General features: G+C 40.3%; 21 protein-coding genes. 9 read left to right on the top strand and 12 right to left on the bottom strand.

What is annotated here, in order from left to right:
- Window positions 1-114 precede the first annotated feature (114 nt).
- Window positions 115-441: a DUF6787 family protein gene (locus SYJ56_RS05725; RefSeq protein ID WP_323832680.1), complete on the top strand. Its 327-nt coding sequence runs from the start codon at window positions 115-117 to the stop codon at window positions 439-441.
- On the opposite strand, the gene recG is transcribed toward SYJ56_RS05725, so the two are convergent.
- Both recG and SYJ56_RS05715 read right to left on the bottom strand, forming a co-directional pair.
- Window positions 442-2,535 (bottom strand): ATP-dependent DNA helicase RecG, encoded by a 2,094-nt coding sequence (gene recG / locus SYJ56_RS05720; RefSeq protein ID WP_323832679.1) that lies wholly within the window; start codon window positions 2,533-2,535, stop codon window positions 442-444.
- Window positions 2,536-2,619: 84 nt separating this feature from the next.
- Window positions 2,620-3,684, bottom strand: coding sequence for a phosphotransferase enzyme family protein (locus SYJ56_RS05715; RefSeq protein WP_323832678.1), 1,065 nt, complete (start codon window positions 3,682-3,684; stop codon window positions 2,620-2,622).
- Window positions 3,685-4,227: 543 nt separating this feature from the next.
- Between SYJ56_RS05715 and SYJ56_RS05710 the strand changes: the two genes are divergently transcribed.
- On the top strand, window positions 4,228-6,003 hold the full coding sequence (locus SYJ56_RS05710; RefSeq protein WP_323832677.1) for a sodium:solute symporter family protein: 1,776 nt from the start codon (window positions 4,228-4,230) through the stop codon (window positions 6,001-6,003).
- On the opposite strand, the gene gldD is transcribed toward SYJ56_RS05710, so the two are convergent.
- Window positions 6,000-6,575, bottom strand: a complete 576-nt coding sequence (gldD, locus tag SYJ56_RS05705; protein ID WP_323832676.1) for a gliding motility lipoprotein GldD — start codon at window positions 6,573-6,575, stop codon at window positions 6,000-6,002. The genes SYJ56_RS05710 and gldD overlap by 4 nt on opposite strands.
- A gap of 76 nt (window positions 6,576-6,651) precedes the next feature.
- Between gldD and SYJ56_RS05700 the strand changes: the two genes are divergently transcribed.
- Window positions 6,652-7,182: a DinB family protein gene (locus SYJ56_RS05700; protein ID WP_323832675.1), complete on the top strand. Its 531-nt coding sequence runs from the start codon at window positions 6,652-6,654 to the stop codon at window positions 7,180-7,182.
- Between the two features lie 60 nt (window positions 7,183-7,242).
- Here the strand turns inward: SYJ56_RS05700 and SYJ56_RS05695 are convergent, their stop codons facing one another.
- From SYJ56_RS05695 to SYJ56_RS05685, 3 genes are all read right to left on the bottom strand, one after another.
- On the bottom strand, window positions 7,243-7,845 hold the full coding sequence (locus tag SYJ56_RS05695; protein ID WP_323832674.1) for a nitroreductase family protein: 603 nt from the start codon (window positions 7,843-7,845) through the stop codon (window positions 7,243-7,245).
- 108 nt (window positions 7,846-7,953) lie between these two features.
- Window positions 7,954-8,670 (bottom strand): DNA alkylation repair protein, encoded by a 717-nt coding sequence (locus tag SYJ56_RS05690; RefSeq protein WP_323832673.1) that lies wholly within the window; start codon window positions 8,668-8,670, stop codon window positions 7,954-7,956.
- Between the two features lie 28 nt (window positions 8,671-8,698).
- Window positions 8,699-11,143, bottom strand: a complete 2,445-nt coding sequence (locus SYJ56_RS05685) for a TonB-dependent receptor (protein ID WP_323832672.1) — start codon at window positions 11,141-11,143, stop codon at window positions 8,699-8,701.
- Between the two features lie 146 nt (window positions 11,144-11,289).
- Here SYJ56_RS05685 and SYJ56_RS05680 point away from each other — a divergent pair, with 146 nt between their 5' ends.
- From SYJ56_RS05680 to SYJ56_RS05670, 3 genes are all read left to right on the top strand, one after another.
- A complete protein-coding gene (locus tag SYJ56_RS05680) occupies window positions 11,290-13,404 on the top strand; it encodes a tetratricopeptide repeat-containing sensor histidine kinase (RefSeq protein WP_323832671.1) in 2,115 nt (704 codons plus the stop codon).
- Entirely contained in the window at window positions 13,397-14,032 is a 636-nt protein-coding gene (locus tag SYJ56_RS05675; RefSeq protein ID WP_323832670.1) for a response regulator transcription factor, read from the top strand. Before SYJ56_RS05680 ends, SYJ56_RS05675 begins: the two co-directional genes overlap by 8 nt.
- 110 nt (window positions 14,033-14,142) lie before the next feature.
- A complete protein-coding gene (locus tag SYJ56_RS05670; RefSeq protein ID WP_323832669.1) occupies window positions 14,143-14,418 on the top strand; it encodes a hypothetical protein in 276 nt (91 codons plus the stop codon).
- Between the two features lie 121 nt (window positions 14,419-14,539).
- On the opposite strand, the gene SYJ56_RS05665 is transcribed toward SYJ56_RS05670, so the two are convergent.
- Window positions 14,540-15,106, bottom strand: a complete 567-nt coding sequence (locus SYJ56_RS05665; protein ID WP_323832668.1) for a fasciclin domain-containing protein — start codon at window positions 15,104-15,106, stop codon at window positions 14,540-14,542.
- 207 nt (window positions 15,107-15,313) lie between these two features.
- Here SYJ56_RS05665 and pheS point away from each other — a divergent pair, with 207 nt between their 5' ends.
- Complete coding sequence (gene pheS, locus SYJ56_RS05660) at window positions 15,314-16,342, top strand: phenylalanine--tRNA ligase subunit alpha (RefSeq protein WP_323832667.1); 1,029 nt, start codon at window positions 15,314-15,316, stop codon at window positions 16,340-16,342.
- Window positions 16,343-16,529: 187 nt separating this feature from the next.
- Here pheS and SYJ56_RS05655 read toward each other — a convergent pair whose 3' ends face one another.
- The 3 genes from SYJ56_RS05655 to SYJ56_RS05645 form a co-directional block, all read right to left on the bottom strand.
- A complete protein-coding gene (locus SYJ56_RS05655; protein ID WP_323832666.1) occupies window positions 16,530-17,882 on the bottom strand; it encodes an FAD-dependent oxidoreductase in 1,353 nt (450 codons plus the stop codon).
- Window positions 17,883-17,907: 25 nt separating this feature from the next.
- Window positions 17,908-19,185, bottom strand: a complete 1,278-nt coding sequence (kynU, locus tag SYJ56_RS05650; RefSeq protein ID WP_323832665.1) for a kynureninase — start codon at window positions 19,183-19,185, stop codon at window positions 17,908-17,910.
- A 79-nt stretch (window positions 19,186-19,264) separates the two neighbouring features.
- Window positions 19,265-19,777 (bottom strand): 3-hydroxyanthranilate 3,4-dioxygenase, encoded by a 513-nt coding sequence (locus SYJ56_RS05645; RefSeq protein WP_323832664.1) that lies wholly within the window; start codon window positions 19,775-19,777, stop codon window positions 19,265-19,267.
- A 118-nt stretch (window positions 19,778-19,895) separates the two neighbouring features.
- Between SYJ56_RS05645 and SYJ56_RS05640 the strand changes: the two genes are divergently transcribed.
- Together SYJ56_RS05640 and SYJ56_RS05635 are read left to right on the top strand one after the other, a co-directional pair.
- Entirely contained in the window at window positions 19,896-20,885 is a 990-nt protein-coding gene (locus SYJ56_RS05640) for a dipeptidase (RefSeq protein ID WP_323832663.1), read from the top strand.
- Window positions 20,885-21,499, top strand: coding sequence for a thiamine pyrophosphokinase (locus tag SYJ56_RS05635; protein ID WP_323832662.1), 615 nt, complete (start codon window positions 20,885-20,887; stop codon window positions 21,497-21,499). Before SYJ56_RS05640 ends, SYJ56_RS05635 begins: the two co-directional genes overlap by 1 nt.
- Here the strand turns inward: SYJ56_RS05635 and SYJ56_RS05630 are convergent.
- Together SYJ56_RS05630 and SYJ56_RS05625 are read right to left on the bottom strand one after the other, a co-directional pair.
- Window positions 21,453-21,839, bottom strand: coding sequence for a magnesium citrate secondary transporter (locus SYJ56_RS05630; protein ID WP_323832661.1), 387 nt, complete (start codon window positions 21,837-21,839; stop codon window positions 21,453-21,455). The two genes, SYJ56_RS05635 and SYJ56_RS05630, sit on opposite strands and share 47 nt — an antisense overlap.
- Window positions 21,836-22,120: a hypothetical protein gene (locus tag SYJ56_RS05625; protein ID WP_323832660.1), complete on the bottom strand. Its 285-nt coding sequence runs from the start codon at window positions 22,118-22,120 to the stop codon at window positions 21,836-21,838. The genes SYJ56_RS05630 and SYJ56_RS05625 overlap by 4 nt, the downstream gene beginning before the upstream one ends.
- Window positions 22,121-22,147: the final 27 nt, after the last annotated feature.

Genomic DNA, 22,147 nt, shown 5'->3' with positions numbered 1-22,147 from the left:
CCGGCCAAGCGCCGGCTATCAAATACTGAATATGCATTAGGATTTCGATTACGTACTAAGAAACCTAATGCAAATCTCAGGATTATTTAGACTGATTCTTATTACTTTTGGGAGATGTCAGTGAAAAACGATAAGCCAGGCTTTCTTCAGCGCCTACAAACCAAGTGGAAATTGGATAGCCTACTTCAGGTAGTTTTAGTTTTGGTTGTTTTTGCGTGTACGGGTTTTACTATTCTCTTTATCAAAAACCCAATCTTGGATTTTTTCGGGGTCGAGAAAGGCGGCTTTGTCAACACTTTTTTATATCTCTTGCTGGTGTTGCCTTTATATCAGATTTTTCTGTTGATCTATGGCTTTATTTTCGGTCAGTTTAACTTCTTCTGGGAAAAGGAAAAGCAGATTTTTAGAAGAATTGCAGGATTGTTTTCAAAGAAGAAGTAACTAAGAGATCCTGCTCCAATTCACTGCATGCTTCTTCTGCTGCTTGATTTGTCTGAGAATAGGCAGGTTTTCAGGCTGAACCAACTCAGGATCAACAGTCAATAGCTGTTGCGCTGCATCCCTAGCCAAAGTCAATATCGGGGCATCTTTACTCAGATCAGCAATCAGCAAATCGGTTATCCCGCTTTGCTGGGTTCCCATCAAATCGCCGGGACCGCGCAATCTCAAATCCACATCGGCGATTTCAAAACCATCGTTTGTACGAACCATTGTTTCCAGCCTGACCCTAGAGTCTTTAGAAAGCTCATACTTGCTCATCAGCACACAATAGCTCTGTTCAGCACCTCTTCCTACTCTTCCCCTCAATTGATGCAACTGAGATAGCCCAAAGCGTTCCGCATTTTCAATAATCATAACTGAAGCGTTGGGTACATTCACGCCTACTTCTATCACTGTTGTCGCTACCATGATCTTAGTTTCACCCTTGACGAAGCGCTGCATTTCATAATCTTTTGCATCGGCCTTCATTGAACCATTCACTATACTGATCGGATAATTAGGGAATGCCCTGGAGATACTTTCGTAGCCATCCATTACATTTTTCAAATCCATTTTTTCGGATTCCTCGATCAGGGGATAGACGATGTAAACTTGCCTGCCTTTTTTGATTTCCGTATTGATAAAGCCAAACACTTTTAGTCGGTCTTTATCATAGCGATGTACCGTCTGAATTGGCTTGCGTCCAGCAGGCATCTCATCAATCACAGACACATCCAAATCGCCATATAGGGTCATCGCCAACGTCCTGGGAATTGGGGTAGCGGTCATGACCAATACATGAGGGATGAATTCTTCATTCTTTGCCCAAAGCTTGGCCCGCTGAGCCACTCCAAAACGGTGCTGTTCATCAACGATTGCCAATGCCAAGTTTTGGAACTGAACTACATCTTCCAAAAGCGCATGGGTACCGATCAGAATCTTCAATTCTCCGGATTGCAGTTCTCCGTGAATAACCGTGCGGGCAGATTTCTTGGTAGAGCCCGTCAACAGTGCCACTTTCAACCCCATCATATCTGCAAATTCTTTCAAACCAGAATAATGTTGTGTCGCTAAAATCTCCGTCGGAGCCATCAAGCATGCTTGTGCTCCAGAGCTGATTGCTATCAAAGCACAGATAAAAGCCACCATTGTCTTCCCACTACCAACATCTCCTTGTATCAGACGATTCATCTGTTTCCCCGACTTCATATCCCCGTAGGATTCACGGATTACCCGCTTCTGGGCATTGGTGAGCTCAAACGGAATATGATGGGTATAAAACTGGGTAAGTAACTCTGTGTTATTCAATACCTGCCCTCGGAACTTCTCTGTCCTGGCGACTTTCAGCATAAGCAAACGGAGCTGCAAATAGAAGAACTCTTCAAATTTCAAACGCTTTCTAGCCCTTTGCAAAAGAGTTGGTTCTGTGGGAAAATGAATCTGGCGCATTGCTTCCCTTTTTCCAATCAATTGATATTGTCCCAAAATCTCAGCGGATAGGGTCTCTTGAATATGAGGAAAGCAAACCTGAACCAACTGCTCCATGATTTTGGAAATCCCTTTGGAATCCAAAAATCTGGCTCTTAGCTTTTCGGTAGTAGAATAAATAGGCTGAAAATTATTTCTTTTCTCATTGCCAGTGGTCAGCGGCTCCATCTCAGGATGCGCTATACTCCATTTTCTACCAAACTGGGCAGGTTTTCCCAAAAAAACATAAGCTGCTCCTGCGACGATATTCTTTTGAACCCAGGCAATTCCTTTGAACCAGGTCATTTCCATCTCCCCGGTTTCATCAGCCACATGAGCAACCAGACGCTTTTTATTGCCCATTCCTACCAGCTCTACCTTTCGGATTTTGGCAATCACCTGCACAGATTCCATTTCTGAATGAAGCTCCCGGATCTTAAAAAATTTTGTCCTGTCCTCGTAGCGAAACGGATAAAGCTGTAGCAGTTCCCCGAAGGTGAAAATATTCAACTCCTTGTTGATCAGAGCGGCACGCTGAGGACCAACTCCTTTGAGAAATTCTATCTTGGTGTCAAAAAAACCTGGCAAGGAAAATTGATTTTTGGGATAGGCAAATTAAACCCACTCAGCCCAATTGCCAATGAAAATGACTGGAATTGTCTGAATTCTATTTCACGATAGCGTGACAGATTTCCAGATTTTTTCCAAATCTGGCTTATTTACCTGAAGGCTTTGCAGCAGAGTCATCTGGTTTTTTGCCCTATGAAAATTCTGCTCTGGGTACTCCACTTTGTAATAAACATTGCCTTGTAGGTGATCGGTAAAAAAACGCAATCCCATAATGCAGGTCATCACTTCTCCTGCAAGTAGCAAAGATCTCGATTCTTCCCTTGTAGCTATAGATTTTACTCCATCCCAATAGCCTTTTAGCAACTGCTCAAAAACTGGGATTTCAATTTTGATAGCATCCCAATTTCGACTGGTCTCTGACTTAGAGCAAGCAACTGTACGTACCAAATCACCAAAGTCATACATTAAATACCCACTCATCAACGTATCCAAATCGACCAAAGCTGCCACTTTTTTTAAATCATGAGAAAAAATCAGGTTGTTGATTTTGGTGTCGTTGTGCGTCAATCGATTCGGTAGGACAGCTTGATAGGTTACGTATTCAGCGATCAGCTCGCTTTCTCCTAAGTAAAAATCCAACACTTCCTGATCCTCCGCAGGAAGTTTTCCTTTTTCGCTTGCGATTTCCTGAAGCTTTTTGTACCGCAAATCCAAGCGGTGAAAATTTGGGATAGACTCTTGGAGCTGATTAGTATCGACTGCTTTTCCCCAATCCGCAAAAACCCCGTAAGCCTTTGCTGCCAAATATGCCTGCTCTAAAGCTGAAATTTCTTGAATAGTACGTCCACATACGAAGTCGAATAACCGAAATAACTTCCCATTCCATTCCGTAATCAATTTTTTATCCGAATTAAGAATGGGCAAAGGCAACTGGAATTGTAGCTGATTTTCATCGCCTTGCGTTTTGACAAGGCGCTGATTGTGCGAAATTCGCTCAGGATATTGAAACACACTGTTATTGAATTCCTGCAAAATAAATTTCAAATCTCCAGCCTCTATCAAATAGGTTCCGTGGATTAAACCCGCTCCAAAGGCTTGGAATTCAAAATTTTCGAATGAATTAAATGTATACTTGGCTAGAATGCCCGCAATGTGTTCTTTAATCATGGCCCAAAGCTATAGTATCGCGAGCAAATCCGAATTATTGGCATAAGAAAATTTGCCTATTGATCAATGCTATTGTAGTACCTTCTCCCTCTGTCGTTCTACAGATTCGGTCCAACTATAATAAAATATTTCATTTGATTATAATTTGATTATAAAGGCCATATGGAATCTAGCATACTTGTAATCATCCCACTGTGTGTCGCTGCTTGCGTGATGCTCGATTTCATCAGAGATTACAACATCTCTTAACCCACTAACACCATTCTAAACTAGAACGAATGAGGTTTCGCTACCTACCACTAGATTTTCATCTGAGGAGCACGAAAGCAGAAGTAAGTACCTAATGAATTCAGTCTATCTCACCATAAAGATTAATCTTATCCATACATTTATTTTGAAATTGAGCGAATACGGTAAAATCTAAGTAAACTTCTGCGTCAGATTTTTTCCATTTGCTGGAAAATAAATACTTTAGTAAAATTTATTATTTAAGTAGAAGCTATTTTCTGAAAAAAATTAAAGAACATATTAAATCCATCCGCTATGAATGTAACCTCTATTGACTGGGCGATCATTGCCGCTTTCTTTGTCATCTCACTACTGATAGGGCTTTACACATCGAAACAAGCTGGTTCCTCGGCCAAAGAATTTTTCCTTTCCGGTAGAAATATGCCGTGGTGGTTATTAGGTGTTTCTATGGTTGCGACTACTTTCTCTGCGGATACACCAAACTTGGTGACAGATATCGTACGAAAAAACGGTGTTGCAGGAAACTGGGCATGGTGGGCTTTCTTGCTGACAGGGATGCTTACCGTATTTGTTTATGCCAAATTATGGAGAAGATCTGAGGTTACGACCGATCTAGAATTCTATGAATTACGATATTCTGGCAAAGGAGCTGCTTTTTTGAGAGCTTTCCGTGCCATATATCTAGGAGTATTCTTCAATGTGGTAATTATGGCAACTGTCTCTCTAGCAGCTATCAAAATCGGTGGCGTAATGCTTGGCTTAACACCAGTTCAGACTTTGCTGATAGCTTCAATTGTTACGGTAGTTTACAGCTCTCTTGGTGGATTAAAAGGTGTATTGCTAACTGACTTCTTCCAGTTTTTTATCGCGATGATAGGATCATTTGGTGCAGCATACTTTATCATTGACCTTCCTGAGATTGGAAGTTTGAATAATCTATTGACACACGAGAATGTGGCTGATAAGCTAGACTTTCTCCCTGATTTCTCTGATCCTAACGCCTACATCCCACTTTTTTTGATGCCAATCGCTATCCAATGGTGGGCTACTTGGTATCCTGGGGCTGAGCCTGGAGGGGGTGGATACATCGCCCAGCGTATGCTTTCTGCCAAAGATGAAAAGAATGCCATCGGTGCCACGTTGTTTTTCAACATAGCTCACTACGCAATGCGTCCTTGGCCGTGGATTTTGATTGCACTTTCATCTCTGATCATTTTCCCGAATATATCTGATTTACAAACTGCTTTCCCAAATATTCCTGTAGATAAACTAGGCGACGATTTGGCTTATTCAGCCATGCTCACCTTTCTCCCAACAGGCTTGATAGGCATTGTGTTAGCTTCACTGATTGCGGCAGTCATGTCCACGCTTTCTACACACCTAAACTGGGGATCATCTTATATAGTAAATGATTTCTACCTGAGATTTATGAAGCCAGAGGCGTCAGACAAGGAATTGGTAGCTGTGGGTAGAATTTCCACAGTAGTGTTAATGATACTTTCTGCAGTCTTGGCACTAGCCCTTTCCAGTGCATTGGATGCATTTAACATTCTCCTTCAAATCGGTGCCGGAACAGGCCTAATCTTTATCCTAAGATGGTTTTGGTGGAGAATCAACGCCTACACAGAAATCTCAGCTATGGCGATTTCATTCGTAGTGGCTATCTTCTTCGAGGTGGTCAATCCAAAAGTGAACTGGATCATGATCCCAGAAAACCAGGCATACCTGAAACTAATCTATAGTGTCAGTATTACTACGATTGGTTGGTTGATCGTTACGTTCATGACGGCTCCGGAAAAGGACGAAGTATTGCTTTCCTTCTACAGAAAAGTAACTCCGGCAGCTTTTGGTTGGAAAAAAGTACTTGATAGATATCCAGCCGAAAAGCAAGTCATTGGTCAATTACCGAAAGAAATCGGTTTGATGATGATTGGATCGGTAATGGTCTATGCAGCTTTATTCTCCACAGGATTCTTCATCTACGGAAATATGATGGCAGGATTTATTGCTGGAGCCATTGCGCTAGTAGGAGGAATTATCATTATCCGATCCTGGAAAAAGCTGAGTTAATCAACAAATTTTACTGAATTCATCAAGTGGGCCATGTCCTCCTTGATGAATTCTATTACAGGAGCAAGAGAATCATTTTTCATCGCTGTATTGAAATATAAAGCACCTCGCAGGAAATTTTTTGTGGAGTCAGTTACAAAGAACTGAAACTGAGTAGGCACTTCGCCTGTAAGTTCTGCTATAACGCCTGTATATCCTTCGGGAGTTAAGAGAACTGCTTCCTCGATACCATAAGCTTTCACTTGATGCTGTGACGTTAGGCGAAAAGCATCATTGGATAATTGTCTAAAATTGACCTTATCCCCATCGATTCGCTTATATGTCAAATGTACTTTCGCACCAAAGTCTTCATAATTTAAATTGACCCAAGCTTCCTCAGCTAAATTGAAAGAATCCGCTTCGACTCTCGAATAACTTGAATAGGCGATTTGATAAGGGTATCCCTCAGACAGTCTCTCAAAAGAATGATCTGGCAAATCAATACGGTTATAGCCCGGTGGTTTTGGCAAATAAGTCTCATCACAGCTCACCATGCCAACTAACAACAATCCGATCCACAATTTTCTTAACATGGTTTAAAATTAGACAAAGTGTTTGATTTGGTTTGGGAATACTTGAAATTTAAGAAAATAACCAACCTCTATTCAAATGAAAAAAGCACTTCAATTCTTCTCTGGCAACATACTAGTTGCCATTTTTATGATGGCTTCTACAGCCGTTTCTGCACAAACCACGAAAGACGAGTTCCTCAGCAAATGGGAAAATAGTAAGCAATTCACACTAGATGTTCTTGATAAAATGCCTGAATCTGGCATGGATTACAAAACTGATCCTTCAGCCATGTCTTTCAAAGAGCAAATCCATCACATTGGTAATGCTATCGTTGGAATTTCACAAGGGTTCTTAAAAGGAGGTGATCCTGGATTCACCATTGATGTTGCAACCGCTTCAAAGGCTGATTTGGCTGCTTATGTAGGAAAGTGCTACGACTATGGCACCGATACCATGAAAGCGCTTTCAGACGCTGATGCTGGAGAGTCTATTGAAGTATTTGGCAGCAATGTAACTAGACGGCAGGTGATGGCTTTACTGATGGATCACTCCACACATCACAGAGGTTCGGCCATAGCTTACCTTAGAACTGAAGGGGTTGAGCCACCGGCTTTCGTAGGCTTCTAATCAGAACATTCATAAAAAAGCGGCAATGATTCAGTTTCATTGCTGCTTTTTATGAAATAATTATTCTCTGATCCAAGCTACTTTTTCATCCATACGCTCTCTTTTACCTTCCGGCCAAGTATCAGATGATGGCTTTGCCACATAGAAAAAGCCCATCAATGCATCTTCGCCTTCTAAGCCAAAATCTTCTCTTGCCTCTTGCCAGAAGGTTGGGCCGCCAGTTCCCCAATATGCTGCCAGTCCATGAGCAGAAGCAGTTAAATACATATTTTGAACGGCCATCGAGACTGCCGCTATCTCTTCCATCAAAGGAATGCCCTCAGATCTTTTCATGATTATTGCAATCACATGAGAAGCTTTCAAAGGCCCCTCCTTAAACTTCTGATAAGTAGCCTCCAAAAACGGAGTCCCATTCTTCTCCGCACGACGCTTATACATGTCTGCCTGGTAATCAGCAAACTTCTTCAAACCATCTCCAGTATATACTATAAATCTCCATGGCTGAGTTAATTTGTGAGTGGGAGCCCAGCGTGCATTTTCTAACAGTTCTTCAATGATAGCATCGTCCACAGGGTCATTTTCTTTGAACTGAGCCGCAAACATGGATCTACGTCCACGGATAATTTTATTTACTTCTTCGACGTTAAAATCGGGTCTTTGCATAAATAGGGGATTGTTTATTTCTAAGATTGAATAAGATTAAAGCATATTGAATGACAAAAGTTTCCTTAATCACGAATTTCATTTGGCTTAGTTGGTAAAAAATCATCATTATAACTTTCCCGCCATTAACTGCTGTCTTAACTGAGGATCAAATTTCTCAATTGCATATCTCAATGTAGTTCGGGGCATCGTGATATAGTACTTTCTTAAAAAATCTAATTCCACTTCAAAATCCATATTGCCGATTTCCCGGAGCATCCAGCCGACAGCTTTATGAATTAAGTCATGATCATGATAAAGCAGCTTTTCAGCCAGGGCCAAAGCATCCTCATAATAACCTTTCTTGATCCAAAAATAAGAACTGATCATGGCTACCCGTTGCCTCCAGAGGTGATCTGCTTCTGCCAATTTATAAAAGAGATTTTTTTCTCTATTCAAATAATAATGCCCCAGAATATGATAACATGAGCTATCGACTAAGTCCCAGTTATTTACATAATCAAGTTGTGATAAATAAAAATCCACCAGCTCCTTTCGATCATAGTCTGTCTTTAAGTTTTGGTAACGATACACGAGAATATGGATAGCAGTGAGTCTTACTTCATGATAAACATCATGTAAAAGTTCCTCTATCTCCCCAAAACTTATCTCCTTATAAACTGCCTTGGCTACTTTCCGCTGCTCTGGAACTATAACTCCAAGAAACTTATCTCCTTCTCCGTAGCCGCCAGGCATAGACTTAAAAAACCGCGGAAAAAATGCTGCCTTCTCAGGGATGGCTTTGTCTTCCAGCAATGCTTTAATTTGCTCTGTTAATAGGCTCATGGATAAAAGTAAAATACCTTATCCTCTTCTAAAAATCATCTCCGCCAAAATCATCTCCGCCTTCTCGTCGGCTGTTATTTTCACCATTGTTCTCTTTGAACCCTCCAAATCTATAGGTAAAAGCAAGTGTGCCTACTCGAGTTTCACGCTGGAATACACGCTTCGCATCAAATCGAGGATTAGCTGTCGTAATTCTGAAGTTTCTTGTATTGAAAATATCGCTGACATTGGCAGAAATAGTTGCTTTACCATTAAATATGTCCTTACGTAGTCCAATATTCAAACTGTATTGAGGTTCGATTTGACCTTGAGGCAATACAATTGGACCCCGATAATTACCTTGAGCCTGTACATTAAACCAATTTGGAATTAACCAATTTGCCAGCAAATTCAGAGTCCAGCTGAAATTCTCATTGCTAAAATCTTCCTCAATATTCTCAGCGTTGATCTTGGAATAAAATAGGTTCCCAGTCAAAGTTGCATCTAAATTATTGAAAACCTGGATCTGATTAATCAACTCAAAACCTGTACTAGATCTCGTGTCTGCATTTTGACGGCTCTGAATAGCCACATTATCGTCGGTAAGAATAGTGATTCTGGTTTCTACATCAGTACTATAGCGATGATAAACCGTGGCATTCAACAAGTATTTTTCCCAACCTTTCATGTAGCCTACTTCATAGCTATCTGTGAATTCGGGTTGTAGATAAGGATTTCCAATACTGAAATTATACTGATCTCTCACTCTATAAATCGGTGCTAAATCCCAAATACTTGGTCTGGAAATTCTTCGGGTATAATTCAAAGTAAGTTCATTTTCTGGCGCAAGGGTATAGCTAAAAAAAGCACTTGGAAAGACATTGAAGTAATTATTTGGAATACTTTCTTGGTCCCTTACAGTTTCTCCTAAAGTCTCAGTGTATTCTCCTCTCAAGCCCAGCTGATAGCCAAATTTACCTTTGGTATTTCTATAGGTAAAATATGCTGCATAGACATGCTCATCAAAATCAAAAGTATCTGTCAAAGAATCCACTACGACAGGTTGGAAGTCTGTGAACTCATCTCCTTGCGCAAATTGCTGACTCCATTGCCAGTTTCCAAGTGTGGCTTTTAGACCTGTTTCTATGGAAGCTCCGTTTACAAAAGGCTTCTCGTAGTCCAATTGAGCTACGTAGAGATTGCTAATTCTGGGTCTGTCATTTGTTTGAACAAGTCTTTTGGTAGGGTCAGAATTGCCATCTGCATTAAAAAATTCCTGATTGTAAAATTCTGTCTGCTCACGATTATCGTAGGAATACGAAACCGTCGTGAATAGCTTTTGTCCCAGTGAATCTATATCCCATGTATAATTAATCCCTCCTTCGTAATTGCCACTTTTACTCAACTCGTCATTGATCCGAATAAAACTAGAATCCACAGAACTAGTTTCACTTAAATTAAGCTGTGTGATCTTTGCATATTCTACCTCATCATCGAAATTTCCTTGAAAATAAACTCCCAATAACCCTCTATCAGAGACATTATAATCTACCCCAGCTCTGATTAAATGTGTCTTCTCAACTTCATAACCATCCTGAACTTGTTCAAGTTTAGGGGAAAATTCCTCCAAGTAGTTAGTTCTACTTCCTTCACCAGTTTCTAGTTGGCGGCGATCCTGCCAGTTGTAGGATGCATAAAAATTAGCTTTCTCTGTTCCATAATTCAAATTGACTCCAGCCTGATATTTTTCTCGTGTTCCAATTGAGGCATTCACTTGCCCATTGAAGCCAGTCTTCTCATTTTTCTTCAATACGATATTGATAATCCCACCGACCCCAGTCGCATCATATCGCGAAGATGGATTTGTTATCAACTCGACAGATTTGATACTATTCGCAGGAAATTGAGACAAAATACTCTCTGCATCATCACCAGAAAGATTTGACGGACGCCCATTAATATAGATTAATATATTTCCGCTCCCACGCATCGTAATTCCTCCCTCATCATCCACTTGTATAGATGGCAAGGTGCTGAGCAATTGAGAAGCAGTTTGTCCTTCTGCCACAATACTGTTTTCCACATTGTAGGTTCGCTTATCTATGTCCGATTCAAACATCGAAGTCACACCCTCAACTACTATTTCGTCCAGATTTTGAGCATCTTCTACCAACGTGATCGTACCTAGATTCACGGAATTTTTATTTTCTGCTAAGGCAATTTTTTCATGAAATTCCAAATAGCCAATGAAACCAACTCTTAAAATATAATCTCCTGCAGCGGTAGAAAACTCAAAACTCCCATCTAATTCACTCATTCCACCTGTGACAACAGCAGAATCTTCTGGTGAAAGCAATGCAATATTTGCAAACTCTAGCGCAGATTCACGCTTTCCATCCATCACTTTGCCCTTCACTCGGATCTCCTGAGAAAAGGCATCAAAGCTCCATATCATTAAAATTAAAAGAATGGATATAGGGGTAACTTTATTCATAATACTTGGTTGAAATGGTATAGGAAAACAAGGCATACCTCGATTCGAGGATTAAACAGCTAATTATCAATGAAATAGAAGAACACTGTCTTTATGTAAACCCGTATTTCTGTCTAAGGTTTGGATTACTCTTTAAAACTTTTCCTATGGAAAATTGTCAGGATAACATGAGATTTAACCGTTTAAACGGTGTCTTTTTTTCTTCTAAAAAACAATTGCTATTCCAAACCAAACATGTAGCCGTCAAATTGTTGATTTTCCTATCTTTAAAAATGATTCGATTGATCTTCTCATTGGGCTTTGTACTAGCTACCTTTTCTACAATCCTTAGCTCCCTCGCTAAAACCGCACAAGACACGATTCAGAGAAATAATCTCGATGAATTAATTGCACTTTTCGAAGCATCAAAACCCAGTGATTCTATCGCAGGAGTTTATTTGAGCGAATTGATCAACCTCAGTGAAAAAGAAGGCAAATATGACCTCATGGCTGATCATGTATTGCGTTATATTAACCATCCTTCATCTATTCAAATTCCTGAGCTGAAAAGGCAACTGCTGAAGAGAGCAATTACTCATGAAGACGAGCTAAGCAAATCTCAAGACAAAGGAAATCTTCACCTGAAACTTGCGGGTGATTATTTTAGTTTGGAACAATTTGATTCGGCTATTACTGAATATAGTGTAGCCATTGAAAGATTTAGTGAAAAGGATTCTATTTTCATTGCAGATTCATATTTTTTCCGCGGTCAAGCAAGGGATTACAAAGGCGATCTACTTGGCGGTCTGCAAGATTATCAGACTGCCAGAGATATCTATCTAGAACTGGGGGATAGTGAGTATGTGAATTATGTTGATGGTGGGATGGCTATATTGTTCAGTAAATTTGCAATCTACAACGAAGCAGAAAAAATTCGAAATTCGCTGATCTCAACATACGAAGAGACTTCTAGCCGTTTTAACGTTGCGATCCAGCTGTATAATAAATCTGAAGATTTTGGTAAACAAGGACGATACAAAGATCAGCTAGCCTCCCTTCTCAAGGCAGACTCTTTAACTCCTTTTGACCCTAGGGATTACTATACAGAATGCATGATCAAGCTTTCACTTAGCAACTATTATGGAGAACATGGAGATTTAAAAAAGCAACAAGAATATTTTGACAAGGCAAAAGAAATGATTCCTCAAGTGCCTGAAATAGCTACCACCAATCCTGTTTTTCTTAATGCAAAAGCCCTATTAGCATATTCTCAAGGTAATCTCTCTCAGGCAAATCAACTTGCTCAAGAGTCACTCAGTTCAGCCAAAGAATCTAAAAACATGGATCATTTAATTAAAGCATACCGGCTATTGGGTGATACCTACAACGAGTTGGGACAGTCTGCCAAAGCCTATCAAATTAACCAGGAATTGACTAATTATACAGACTCAATTTTTGCTGCCAATCAAGCCGCCACTTTTTCATATTACCAAACACTGTACGAAACAGAAAGAAAAGAAAAAGAAATCCTGGCAAAGACCCAGGAGATAGAATCCATCAGCCAGAGAAACAAGACCAGACTTACAGTTATAGCAGTTATTGTCTTTATCTTTATTTTAACCGCAGTTTTGATTTTCCTTTGGAAAAATTTGCAGCATGAGAAAAAGAAGAAAGAAATGCAATCGAGATTTTCTCAGGAGCTCCTAAAAAATCAAGAAGCAGAGCGGGTAAGGATATCGAAAGATCTTCACGATGGCTTAGGCCAAAGCTTACTTTTGATCAAGAATAAAGTGGCTCTCTCTAAAGACAATACAACGGGAGAACTGCTAGATACTGCAATCAGCGAACTAAGATCAATTGCCCGATCACTTCACCCAATGCAATTAGAAAAGTTAGGCCTAAGTAAAGCAGCCGAACATTTGCTGCATCAGATAGACCAAGAAACTGACATATTTGTATCATCTGAAATAGAGGAATTAAGGGGAGTCTTAAAAAAAGAACAAGAATTACAACTCTATCGAATCTTGCAGGAATCAATTAACAATGTCTTAAAGCACTCTGAAGCTAGCGCATTGCGGGTTTTATTCAAAAGAACTGAAAAAGGAGTCGAATTGAAAATTGAAGACAACGGAAAAGGGTTTGATTTTTCTGAAAAATTGAATGACTTTCAAAGCCTCGGGCTGAAAACACTGAAAGAACGAATTGCTTCTATTCAAGGAAGCATGAAAATCAACAGTGAAAAGGGGGTTGGAACCAGTTTAAGTTTTATCGTGTATGCCTAATCAAAAGCCAACGGTAGTAATAGCGGATGATCATCCAATTTTATTGAAGGGATTGCAAGATTTCCTGAGCGAGATTGGATTGGACATCGTAGGTACTGCCAATGAGGGACAGGGTGCTATTGATCAAATTATCAAATTCAAGCCTCAACTTGCCATCTTGGACATGGAAATGCCAAATAAGACGGGACTCGAAATAGCTACAGATTGCAAGAAATTAGAACTCAAAACGAAGGTCATTTTACTCACCCTTCATAAGGAGCTTTACCTCTATCATCAGGCAAAGGAATTGAACTTATCCGGGTATATTCTAAAGGAATTTGCACTTGACGACCTTTCAAAAGCGGTCGCCATCGTATTAGATGGAGGTCAATTTTTTAGTGAGAAAATCTTTGAAGGGATGAAAAAAAACAAATTCCAATCGGATGAAAATCCATTGACTCCTTCAGAAGTAAAAATCCTGAGATTAATCGCTGAGGGGTTTTCTACTAAAGATGTTGCTAATAAACTTTTTATCTCCGAGCGTACTGTTGACAAGCATAGAAGCAATATGATTGTCAAGTTACAATTAGAAAAAAAACACAATTCTTTGTTGATATGGGCTCAGAAGAATCGTGATATCATAGAATAACACCAAGTTTCAGTAATGCTCCTATAAAATATACGTGTTTATACTTATTGAGTCACTTTGTGATATTGTTTAAATTTGTTTAATTATTTCAGCATCAACTTTTTATCATTATGAAAATATCAAGCGTTCAAGGAAATTTCAAAGTAATCCAAACCATTAAAAATCGTGACGAATTACTTGTTTTAGGGTCATGGAAGGATTTGGTGCGACTTTTTGATAGTAGCAGGACTTTTTTAGTCAATAGAAGTGAATCATTATTTGGCATCTACCTTTGCAAACAAGAATGTGCAGAATTTATGAATAAAATAGTCCAGGATATTGATTACCACGAATGGGAGGACTTTAAAATAAATAAGTTTTATTATCCCGAGCAAAAACAGATGTAGGGACGACAAGCATGCCATCTATTTCCAGCCTGATGTTTACAAAACAAAAAAGCTCTGATGACGAATATAAAAAAGCCGACCCCATCTGGAATCGGCTTAGCAATTGGGTTACAGGCAACTATTACATTTTGGGAAGCACCACCGCATCTACAGAGTGAATCACACCATTTGATTGCCATACGTCCGCAATGGTTACTTTGGATTCTCCTCCATTTTCGTCGGTGATATAAAGGTCTTTACCTTTCATCCAAGCGGTCAACTTTCCACCCTGCACTGTAGTAAGGACAGCCTTACCGTCTCCTTTCTTTATCGCAGCAGCGATGTCCTTTGAGCCCATTTTGCCCGCTAGTACGTGATAAGTAAGAACTGATTGAAGTTGAGATTTGTTTTCTGGCTTTAATAGAGTCTCCACTGTTCCGTCAGGGAGTTTTTCAAATGCCATGTTATCTGGTGCAAATACTGTAAATGGACCAGCTCCCTGAAGTATCTCTACAAGGCCCGCTGCCTTTACCGCAGCAACTAGTGTCGTGTGGTCTTTAGAATTCACAGCATTTTCCACAATGTTTTTAGAAGGGTACATCTCAGCTCCACCTACCATTCTTGTTTTTCCCATTTGGGCAAAGGCTTGATTTGCAGAAAGAAAAAGAAAGGCTGCAAAAGCCACTTTGAAGAAATTTTGAGTTTTCATGATCTTGTTAGTTTGATGATTTTTTTGGTTTCTTATTTGGAGTGAGATACGATTGGCTTTAGCTAGGTGGATTGACTCCCACCAAAATAAATCTGCAGTCTTTTCGTTTCATTAGCTTTCTGAAGATTGATTACCGTATTCACCCAGCCTTTTCTACCCAAAAAATCTCAAAAGCATTAGCTTTGTGGCTTGATTAACCAGTAAGTAATGTACCAGGAGAAAATCGAAGCTATTAAAGCCGCTATTACAGTCGCAGATGCCACTAATCCAGAAGAGCTGGAAAACTACAGAATGGAGTATATCTCCAAAAAAAGTGTGGTGGGAGAGCTCTTTGCAGGAATGGGGAAAATCCCCAATGAGGAGAAAAAATCCTATGGACAGTTGGTAAATGCTGTAAAGCAACTTGCAGAGACAAAATTCCAAGAGCTGATCGATAAAGTAAATCAAGCGAATAAGAAGTCAAAATCGGCCGATATCGATCTGACGCTTCCCCCCTCCAATCAAAGCTTAGGTGGAATTCACCCCTTGACTGCTACCCGACAGCGGATTATTGAGATTTTTGAGCGCATTGGATTCAACCTTTCTGAAGGTCCCGAGATAGAGGACGATTGGCATAACTTCACCGCGCTGAATTTCCCTGAAAACCACCCTGCCCGTGAGATGCAGGATACGTTTTTTATTGAGAAGAATCCTGATATCGCTCTGAGAACGCATACTTCTTCTGTACAGGTACGTGTGATGGAAAACCAGAAACCTCCTATTCGTACACTATCGCCGGGGAGAGTTTATAGGAATGAAGCGATCTCAGCCCGGGCGCATTGTATTTTCCACCAAGTGGAAGGACTTTATGTGGACGAAAATGTAGGCTTTGCTGATTTGAAAAACACACTTTATCACTTTGCCAAAGAGATGTTTGGCAAGGAAACAAAAGTCCGGTTTAGACCATCTTATTTTCCATTTACCGAGCCAAGCGCAGAGATTGATATCACTTGTCTGATCTGTGGCGGCAAAGGCTGTAATGTCTGCAAAGGCAGCGGTTGGGTAGAGATAGGTGGGTCAGGAATGGTGGATCCAAATGTGTTGGAAAACTGTGGGATTGATTCTAAAAAATATACCGGGTTTGCCTTCGGAATGGGAATAGAGAGAATAGCCATGCTGAAATACCAGATCAAAGATCTTCGGTTATTTACCGAGAATGATGTGAGATTCCTGAGGCAGTTTAGGCCACTTTTATAAAAACCAAAGGTGATGATTTCTCAACTCCTTTGGTTTTTATAAATTCTTTTTTAACCACGGGAAACGCGGAGGGTTGCTCTGAGGTCACTAATTAGTTTTATTCTGCTTCTACAGAAGCTGGATATCCTCATCCAATCCATGCTCTCAAAGGTTCAGACCTTCGTGCCCTTCGCGGTTAAAAATAGTTTTAGACCGCTTTTGCTGTTTCCATTTTATAGATGATATCCTCATAGTCGAGCTTATTCCAATTTTCGGTGATTAGCGGATCTGCCATCACACGATCCATTATTGCTTCCTGCAATTTTCCCTGTGCATAGGCTTCCGAATACCTCATATCCGTAAAAGTCACCATGGAGTACAATGGAATCCAATCATTTGGGTACAATTCGTAGAGCTTTGCTTCGATTTTCTTGCGAAGTACGAACTTAGGATCTGCCACAGAATCTTTCATTTCTTCAAAATTCTCCATCGCCAATTGACAGATGGCATCGGTGTCTACTTTACGCTTTTTCTGGAATTTCTCAAAAACCAAATCCCAAGAGTTGGTCCCGAACTTATCGATGAGACCATTCAAAATAGAGCAATCTTCAAAACCACAATTCATCCCCTGACCATAGAAGGGAACCATCGCATGGCTAGCATCTCCCATAAGCAGACTCGTGCCTTGTACCCATGGAAAACATTCCACATTAATCAGAGCGGAAGTTGGGTTGGCAAAATACTCAGTCTTGAGATCTGGCATTAATTGATACGCATCATCAAAATAATTAGAGAATAAGATCTCCAAATCATTTTCGTCATTGATTTTGTCAAAGCATATTTTAGAACCGCTGTGAGGCAAAAACAAGGTGCAGGTGAAAGTTTTATCAGGATTTGGAAGTGCAATCAACATAAACTTACCTCTAGGCCAAATATGCAATGCATTAGGATCCATAGCAAAATCCCCGGTTGCAGTTGCCGGAATCGTCAATTCTTTGTATTCGTGCGTGATGTATTCCTGCTTGTAATTGAATCGGATTTGCTTTTGCATCGCAAGTCTAAGCGATGAATAAGCTCCGTCAGCACCAAATAATATGGGTGCTAAAATTTTCTTTTCTCCCTGAGGTGTCTTGAAATCTATTTCTTGATTGCGAAAATTAACATCAGTGCATTTGTGTTCAAAGTTGAAATGAACCCCCAATCGCTCTCCTTCTTCTACAAGCAGTTGATTAAATTTTCCTCTTGAAAGAGAATATATTGCCTGGTTTTCTTTTCCATAGGAAATAAAAGTAGTACCGCCATGTTCATCATGAACCTTGCGGCCATACATCGGAATGGCCAGTGGCATTACTTTTTCCTTTAGTCCTACCTCTTCCAGACTTTTCCATCCGCGATGACTAAGTGCCATATTGATGGATCTTTTTCCTTCATCAAAAATGGATGTGCGCTTGTCGGGTCTCTTGTCATACACTTCTACCTCCAAACCCTGACGCTTCAGATATATAGACATCAAAGAACCGATCAATCCGGCTCCTAATACGGTAACTTGATTTTTTTCCATTTGGATTGTTTTATTCACGCTTCCTTTAAGCGAATTTCTTCAGAGATTGTTCCAAAATCTTTGCAAAACGGAACACGTCTAGGAAGCTGTTATAGAGCGGTGTAGGTGCCAGACGGATCACATTTGGATTGCGCCAGTCGCCTACGACTCCTTGTTCATACCATTCATCAAAGACTGCCTTGCCACCTCGATGAATGTGCAAAGATAACTGACAACCCCTTTCCGCAGGATTATTAGGAGTAATAATTTCTAAAACCCCCGATTTTCCGCTGATTTCTGAGATTAAATAGGCTAAATAGGCTGTCAGCTGCTCTGACTTCTTTCTCAGATTTGCCATTCCTGCTTCCTGAAAAATATCCAAAGAAGCCTGATGAACTGCCAGACCTATAATATCAGAATTAGAAAGCTGCCAACCATCCGCACCGTGCATAGGCACAAATCCCTTTTCCATTTTGAAGCGCTGCTCCTGATCATGACCCCACCAGCCTGCAAAACGGTGCATGTCCGGACGCTCAGCAAATCGCTCGTGAACAAATACTCCAGATACATTTCCAGGGCCTGAATTCATGTATTTATAGCTGCACCAAGTCGCAAAATCCACATCCCAATCATGCAAATTCAGAGGAGCATTGCCCGCAGCATGCGCTAGATCAAACCCGGCATATGCACCTACTTCATGGGCTGCAGCCGTAATGGCTTTCATATCGAAAACCTGGCCAGTATAATATTGCAAACCAGCCATATTCACCATGGCCAGTGAATTTCCCTGCTTTCTTATTTCTGCCAAAATATCCTCCGTACGAAGTGTGTACTCACCTTTTCTCGGCTTAAGTTCTACGATGGCATTTTCTGGGTCTAATCCATGAAACCTCACCTGAGTTTCCAACATGTATTGATCTGACGGAAATGCTCCTGCCTCCACGATTATCTTATACCTGTCTTTGGTGGGCCTATAAAATGAAACCATCAGCAGATGAAGGTTAACCGATAAATTATTCATCGCAACTACTTCGTGTTCGTGAGCTCCTACAATCTCCGCTAAAGCCGACTTCGATTTTTGCTTCGCAAAAAACCAGGCATCTTCGCCATGAAAATGTCCATCTACTCCCATTTCAGCCCAATTCGACAATTCTTTCGCTATGTAATCTTTTGCGGATTTAGGCTGTAATCCCAGAGAATTTCCACACAGATAAATTGCGTCTTCCCCATTAACTTTTGGGAAAAGAAAGCGATCCCGAAAGCTGGAAAGAGGATCATTTTCATCCATCTCCCGTGCGAATTGGGCTGAATATTGGTAGTCCATTCTTTTAGAATAATTGAATTAATCATTGTTGATCAGCTCCTTAAAAGGAGGGAGTGTAATGCTTCATCTTCTTACAACTCTATTTTCCCATCACTGTTCCGCAATTGCTACAAGTAGTATGCTCAGGATTACTCCAAAATCTCTCCTGAACTGGCGGCAATTGCTTGACAATGTCTGTAACCTCGAAATATTCCTCATAAAGTTTTTCTCCGCAATTTTCACAATGCCAAATAAACCCATCCACCTCACCTGCTCTTCTATAGCGCTCGATCACCAGCCCAATCGTATTGGCAGGGCGACGTGGAGAATGAGGAACTTTTGATGGAAGAAGGAATATCTCTCCTTCTCTGATAGGAATATCCTTTGGCTTGCCGTCTTCTATCACCTTTAGGATGATATCACCTTCCAATTGATAGAAAAACTCTTCTCCTTCATTGGAGTGATAATCTTTTCGGGAATTAGGACCGCCCACCACCATCACAATGAAGTCATCATTCCCCTTATAAACCTGCTGGTTCCCAATTGGTGGCTTGAGCAGATGTCTATTTTCGTCTATCCATTTTTTGAAGTTGAAAGGTTGTGCTAAGGCCATATCTTTATTTATCCAGTGAAATTGAAAATCTATTTTAGTATTACTTAACCGTAATCCTGCTCAAAAGTATTAAAAAACGTACGCTTTTTTGGTTTACTTTGTCCTAACCCCTAAAACGATGGCATTCCCTATTTCTGACTTGCACTGTGATTTGTTGTCCTATCTTGCTAGGATCCCCAGTGCGGATCCCTATTCAAAAGATGACATTGCCTGTGCTATTCCATGGATGATAGCTGGGGGGGTGCGTATGCAAATTTTAGCTATTTACACAGATGTAAAGTCAGAAAGCATGGATCTGGCAGCTAGGCAAGCAGTGATTTTTGAGGAGCTACATCAAAAACACAGGAATGACTTGGCATTAATTGATTCAGATTTTTTACAAAACTGGGAAAAGCAAAATTGCATAGGGATAAAAGCTTCAGTAGAAAATGCGGCTGGTTTTGGGAATGAGTCTGCAAGTTGGGAGGAGATCTACCGCCAGTTTGATTTTATTTTGGAAAAGGTGAAATCACTCGCTTACATCAGCCTCACCCATCATACCGAGAATCGTTTTGGTGGAGGAAATTATACCAAGGGAATCGGACTAAAGGAAGACGGGAAAAAATTGTTGGATTATATGTCAGGTAAAAGTATTCCAGTGGATTTATCACATACTTCAGATTTGCTTGCAGAAGGGATCCTAAACCATATTGATAGCAATAAACTGGATATAGCCGTGCTAGCGAGTCATTCCAACTTCCGAGCAATATGGAATCACCCTAGGAATCTTACCGATGAGTTTGCCAAAGAAATCATACACCGAGGGGGGCTAATTGGTGTAAATTTCCTCAGAGCTTTCTTGGATCCAAAAGTACCTGAGCGTTTATTTGATCATATTTTCCATGGTTTTCAAATTGGTGGAGAAAAGTCCATCTGCTTCGGTGCAGATTATTTTTACACCAAGGACTTCGATGATTCATCCCGTCACCCATTTTATTTTCCACTGGTAGAGAACGCCGAAAAATATCCTTCATTGATTGAAAGCCTGGAAGACAAGTTAGGTGCAGATGAACTGGAGGGCTTAGCCTATAGAAATTCACTTGAATTTTACCGCAAACTACAGGGTTGATGTCATCGCATCATTTTGTCAAAGAACAACAAGAGCCTGCTGTCCTTCTTTTAGATGCAGATCAGATTCGTTTTGATCAAATTTCTCCACTCCTAGAATGGGTTCCTTCAGTACTTGTCAGTGAAAGAGCACTGGATCAAGTATTGAGTTGGGGAATAAAAATTGATGTGATTTTAGCTTCAGAGGCTTTTCAGGCAGAAAATCAACAAGTACTGGAAGAGCAATATCCTGTAAAATTCGTTACGGTTTTCCAAGAAACTTATTTGCAAACTGGACTTGAATATCTTTTATCCACTGACTACACAGCGGTACATCTGATAGGTATTTCACATCTGAAAGCACTGGAGATTGAGGACAAACTTGACCTGATAAATCTTACCATCTTGGATGGTGACTGGAAGTACTATCCAGTAAAATCAGGGGAATTCAAAAAGTGGTTTGCTGAAAGCACTATACATATCCATGGTAAGGAGGGGATGCCCGTACAAATCCAAAATGAAAATGGGGAGTTAATCTTACCTATTGCCTATGCTACGATGCTGGAAGTGCCTGAGGGCATTACTTCAATTAAAGTGCCTGGGACTTTTTGGATTGGGGAGCAGGTTTATTCATGAATCTATAAAATACAACCGTGCCAAGCGTATAGCATAGTATATCCAAGAAATCGGCGGTATAGTTTTCTGAGATTAGTGGCAAGACTCCCTCAAAGGTGACAGATAAATAGACTAACCCGATCAGCACCTGATTTCTGGTGAAGATGAGCTCTTCGCCCGCGGGATGCCACCATCTCATCACTTGCAGGCAGATCCCAAACACGACTGGCATAGCCATCAAATCATCTCCATAGGAATGATAAATAGGCACAAATACCCCAAGTGATTTTTCGAGATATTGATTGACCCAAAAAGCCACGGAAGCGAAAATAAAAATTGGATTTTTGAATAAACTTATCATCCTGGCAAAGCAGCTATCAACCACATGATAAAAGTCATGATTGCCATGAATACAGTGTAGAACAGATTACCGGACTTTTTAAAAAACTTTACTATTGAGCTGTCATCCGGATTTATATAGAACATCCAGTCCTTTTCGTTTTTCTCCTTTTGCTGCTCCAGTTTATCCTGTCGATCCAGTTCCACAGGAGACAATATTTCTCCGCAGTACTCACAACGATCGCTATAATTGTTAGTCCAATTTGACCATTGTCCACAGTTTGGGCATTTTTTCTGACTCATATAAGTTGCATTTTCTTCTCAATATTT

Source organism: Algoriphagus aurantiacus, from assembly GCF_035156405.1.
Taxonomy (GTDB): Bacteria; Bacteroidota; Bacteroidia; order Cytophagales; family Cyclobacteriaceae; genus Algoriphagus; species Algoriphagus aurantiacus.
The sequence above is the reverse complement of the archived record's forward strand: the minus strand, read 5'-3'. Positions and strand labels throughout refer to the sequence as shown.